The sequence below is a fragment of the Halorubrum sp. CGM4_25_10-8A genome (genome assembly GCF_005435025.1).
Classification (GTDB): domain Archaea; phylum Halobacteriota; class Halobacteria; order Halobacteriales; family Haloferacaceae; genus Halorubrum; species Halorubrum ezzemoulense.
Genome location: NZ_SGTX01000042.1, coordinates 1 through 3279, shown reverse-complemented (window position 1 = coordinate 3279; position 3279 = coordinate 1). Strand labels below are relative to the sequence as shown.

The following is a 3279-nucleotide window of genomic DNA, read 5'->3' as shown; positions in this document are numbered from 1 at the left end:
CGACCCCCAAATCGAGGCGCGCGGGATGGTCGCCGAGACGGAACACCCGACCGCGGGCACCGTCACGTTCCCCGGCTCGCCCATGCACTTCTCCCGGACGCCGACGACCGTCCGGCGCCACCCGCCGGCGCTCGGCGAACACACGGAGTCAGTTCTCGACGAGTACGGCTACGGCGACGGCGACATCGCGGAGCTGAAAGAACGGGGAGCGATTCCGGACAACTGACGGCGACGGGACGCTCGGTGGTCGGGTTCCGTCGAGCGCTCCGCCGTCGGTCGCCGCCGAGCGCTCGGTCACCGGTTTTCGCGGTCGCTCAGTCGTCGTTTTCGGCCGTGATCGGGTCGCTCTCGTCTTCGGTGAACCCCGCCGACTCCTCCTGCCGCTCGCGGGCCTCGGGGTCGAACTCGGCCTCGATGTCCTGATACCGCGGGACGAAGGAGAGCTCGTGGTGACTCTCCGTCTCGTGGCCGATGTACCGCTCTTCGAGGTCGAACTGCGCCTCCTCGTCGTTCTGCGCGATGTTCTCGAAGTCCTCGTAGGCCGCGTGGGCGCCCGAGTGGAGACCGTACAGCGTGATGAAGATGTACTGGTAGCCCAGGTCGCCGAGCTCCTCGAAGGTGAGCGGGTCCTCCTCGGCGCCCCACTCGAACGAGGAGGAGTAGTTGAAGGCCAGATCGAGGTCGGGGTGGGTCTCGTGGATCGTCTCGGCGTACTCGACCGCGTCCTCGCGGGACGGGTCGGGCATCTCGGGCCAGACGAGGTCGACGCCGGCGTCGGCGTAGATCCGGCCGCGTTCGAGGTGCTCCTCCCAGTCGCCGTTGGCGGAGCCGTACGCGTCGGTGCGGGCGATGATGACGGTGTCCTCGCTCTGCTTGGCGTCGACGGCGGCCTCGAAGCGCGAGCGGGCCTGCTCGCGGGAGACGATCTGCTTGCCGGCGATGTGGCCGCAGCGCTTCGGCGAGGTCTGGTCCTCGATGTGGACGGCGGCGACGCCGGCCTTCTCGTACTCGCGGACCGCGCGCCGGACGTTGTGGACGCCGCCGTAGCCGGTGTCGCAGTCGGCGATGACGGGGAGGTTCGTCGCCTCGACCATGCGCTTCGCGTTCTCGACCATCTCGGACATGGTGACCATCTCCAGGTCGGGGAAGCCGAACTGGCCGAGGACGGTCGAGTAGCCGCTCATGTAGGCCGCGTCGAGGCCCGCCATCTCCGCGAGGCGGGCGTCGAGGGCGTGGTAGATCCCCGGCGCGAACGTGTACTCCTGCTCCTCGAACAGCTCGCGGAGCCGGCGGCCGGCCGGGTTGTCGATATCTCTGGTGAAGACGTCGTCGTCGAGTTCGTTGGGATTCATCGGGTTACTGCGTGGTGTCGTCGTCTGCGGTGCGGTTCGGCGCGGTGCGCCGGCCTGATCGGCGTTTGTCGGCGGGGCGAGCGGTCGGCGCGAACGTCGTCGGGTCCGGGCGCGGTCCGTCGCCGGTCCCCGCCATTGGGACGGTGCTGCGGGACGCGTCCTCGCCGGTCGACCGGGCCGAGCGCTCGCGGGAGCGGCGCGTCGCGTTCGCCGTCATCGCGAACCCCCGTCGGTCCGCGTCCGCGAGGCGGGACGCAGGTCGGGGACCATGGGTGCGTCGCGCTCGTCGTCGGCCGGCGGACGGGTCGGGCGACGGGTGTCGGCCCGGGGCGGCGAGCCGGGCGAGCGCGTCCCCGTGGTCCGGCGCGTCGTGATCGTCGGGACCAGCGGCGCGCCGGCCTCCTCGGTGGGCGGGATGCGGCCGGGGATCGGCTGCGGAGAAGCAGTCCGGTCGGAGCGCTCCGCGGGCTCCGAGCCGGTCGTGCGGTCGGTCGTGCGATCGGTGCGTCGAGTCGTGTCGTCGGGCGTGTCGTCAGGTGTCGTCATCGGGTCGTGTGGGGGGTTGCGGCGGTCGTCTGGTGATCGGGTCGGTGCCTCGGGTCGCTGCGTGTCCGCGTACGGATACTGCCATTGCGACCGGAGCAAATCGGAGGAAGATAATAAACATAATGATTGATAATGATAATATTCGTTATGTTGTTTTATTCGGTTAAATGTTCCATGACAACACGGCCCATACAAACGAAGACATCCGGGGCTGCGCGCCCCTCGCCGCCGGTGACAGCGTCCACAACACTGTCGGTGACGCCGCCGAGCGACATCGACGGCGTCGGACCGGGCCAGACCGAGCCGGGCCGGACCGATCGCTTATTGACCCCGCCGCGCGGAGCGTAGGGTAGTGAACGAGCGCGACGCTCTCCGGGCTCTCGCGGCCGACCTCCCGCACGCGGGCGACGACGCCGCCGTCGTCGACGGAACGGTCATCACGACGGACATGCTCCACGAGCGGACCGACTTCCCGGCCGGCACAACGCGGTACACAGCCGGCTGGCGCGCAGTCGGCGCGTCGCTGTCGGACGTGGCGGCGATGGGCGCGACCGCCCGGGCCGCGGTCGCCGTCTACGCCGACGAGGCGTTCGACCGCGACGAGCTGACCCGGTTCGTCGCGGGCGCGGTCGACGTCTGCGAGGCGGTCGACGCCGAGTACGTCGGCGGCGACCTCGACGAACACGTCGAGTTCACGACCGCGACCACCGCGGTCGGCGGGATCACCGACGCCGGGGCCGTCACGCGTGACGGGGCGCGACCGGGCGACGCGCTCTGCGTCACCGGCGAGTGGGGCCGGTCCGCAGCGGCGCTGCGGATTTTCAAAAACGACGGCGAGGGCGAGACCGAGCGCGCCAACGAGCTGTTCCGGTTCACGCCGCGCGTGGCCGACGGGCTGGCGCTGGCATCGCACGCGACCGCGATGATGGACTCCTCGGACGGGCTGGCGCGGTCGTGTCACCAGCTGGCCGAGGCGAGCGAGGTCGGGATCGAGATCGAGCGGGACGCGGTTCCGGTTCACCCCGCGGTCGAGGGGGTTGCGGAGGGGTCGACGGAGCGGTTCGAACTCGCGGCGCACTTCGGCGAGGACTTCGAGTTGGTCTGTGCGGTACCGGAAGCGGAGGTTGATACGGTCGAAGAGTCGTGTCCCGCCGGGCTCACGCGGATCGGGACGGTGGTCGAGGAGCCCGAAGAAGGAGGGTCGCGCGTCCTCGCCGACGGCGAGCCCCTGCCCGACCGCGGCTTCACGCACGGAGACGGATAGGTCACCGAGGTCCCAGTGGTTCGCTTATAAATGAGCGCCCGCAGAGCGGCGGCGAACACCACCGAAGCCCCGGCCGCCCGACCGTCCAAGAGTCGAACTTATAAACGACTGATCCAC

Annotated in this window: 5 protein-coding genes; 2 read left to right on the top strand and 3 right to left on the bottom strand. The window is 69.9% G+C overall.

What is annotated here, in order from left to right; genetic code table 11:
* Positions 1-226, top strand: a 226-nt coding sequence (locus tag EXE52_RS18025) for a CoA transferase (RefSeq protein WP_199239174.1), incomplete at its 5' end; no start/stop codon positions are given.
* A gap of 88 nt (positions 227-314) precedes the next feature.
* Here the strand turns inward: EXE52_RS18025 and aceA are convergent.
* The 3 genes from aceA to EXE52_RS18010 are packed head-to-tail and all read right to left on the bottom strand — an operon-like array spanning position 315 to position 1898.
* A complete protein-coding gene (gene aceA / locus EXE52_RS18020; protein WP_086216767.1) occupies positions 315-1352 on the bottom strand; it encodes an isocitrate lyase in 1038 nt (345 codons plus the stop codon).
* 4 nt (positions 1353-1356) lie between these two features.
* Positions 1357-1569: a hypothetical protein gene (locus EXE52_RS18015; protein WP_086216768.1), complete on the bottom strand. Its 213-nt coding sequence runs from the start codon at positions 1567-1569 to the stop codon at positions 1357-1359.
* Positions 1566-1898: a hypothetical protein gene (locus EXE52_RS18010; RefSeq protein ID WP_049931564.1), complete on the bottom strand. Its 333-nt coding sequence runs from the start codon at positions 1896-1898 to the stop codon at positions 1566-1568. The genes EXE52_RS18015 and EXE52_RS18010 overlap by 4 nt, the downstream gene beginning before the upstream one ends.
* 352 nt (positions 1899-2250) lie before the next feature.
* On the opposite strand from EXE52_RS18010, the gene thiL reads away from it, so the two are divergent.
* Positions 2251-3162, top strand: a complete 912-nt coding sequence (gene thiL / locus EXE52_RS18005) for a thiamine-phosphate kinase (RefSeq protein WP_089308120.1) — start codon at positions 2251-2253, stop codon at positions 3160-3162.
* Positions 3163-3279 lie beyond the last annotated feature (117 nt).

What these genes read in the sequence shown, in the direction of transcription:
- aceA (WP_086216767.1), bottom strand. Translation starts at nt 1,352, where the DNA reads ATGAATCCCAACGAACTCGACGACGACGTCTTCACCAGAGATATCGAC.
- EXE52_RS18015 (WP_086216768.1), bottom strand. Translation starts at nt 1,569, where the DNA reads ATGACGGCGAACGCGACGCGCCGCTCCCGCGAGCGCTCGGCCCGGTCG.
- EXE52_RS18010 (WP_049931564.1), bottom strand. Translation starts at nt 1,898, where the DNA reads ATGACGACACCTGACGACACGCCCGACGACACGACTCGACGCACCGAT.